Here is a 313-nt window from a genome sequence, read left to right on the forward strand (position 1 = left end):
TTTTCTCCGCTGTTTGGTTTTCACAGTCGAACAGCAGGCTGGCAAAATATTTCCCGGACGGTTCCCTGCTCACAGTCACTGATTTCAGCTTCCATCCCTCCGGGATCATACGGTGGAGTTTTATTTTTACCGGCTGCATCTTTGGCAGTTTCAGGAACCTGTCCTGCAGACAGATATTCCCATTTACCATATTCGTTGTATAGGATTTCCGCGAATGTTTTTTTGATTTATAATGCGGAAATCCCACTCCCGGTTCCCGGAAAAATTTCCGGAAAGCCCCTTCCAGATTTAACTGTACATTCGCCAGCGCAAG

The 313-nt window shown here is 46.3% G+C and carries 1 pseudogene; it reads right to left on the reverse strand.

The annotated features are described in order from the left end of the window. Positions 1-313, reverse strand: a pseudogene (locus LJE11_RS19465) (RNA-guided endonuclease TnpB family protein); the annotation flags it as partial.

It is taken from the genome of Blautia sp. DFI.1.216 (genome assembly GCF_020594215.1).
Classification (GTDB): Bacteria; Bacillota; Clostridia; order Lachnospirales; family Lachnospiraceae; genus Blautia_A; species Blautia_A wexlerae.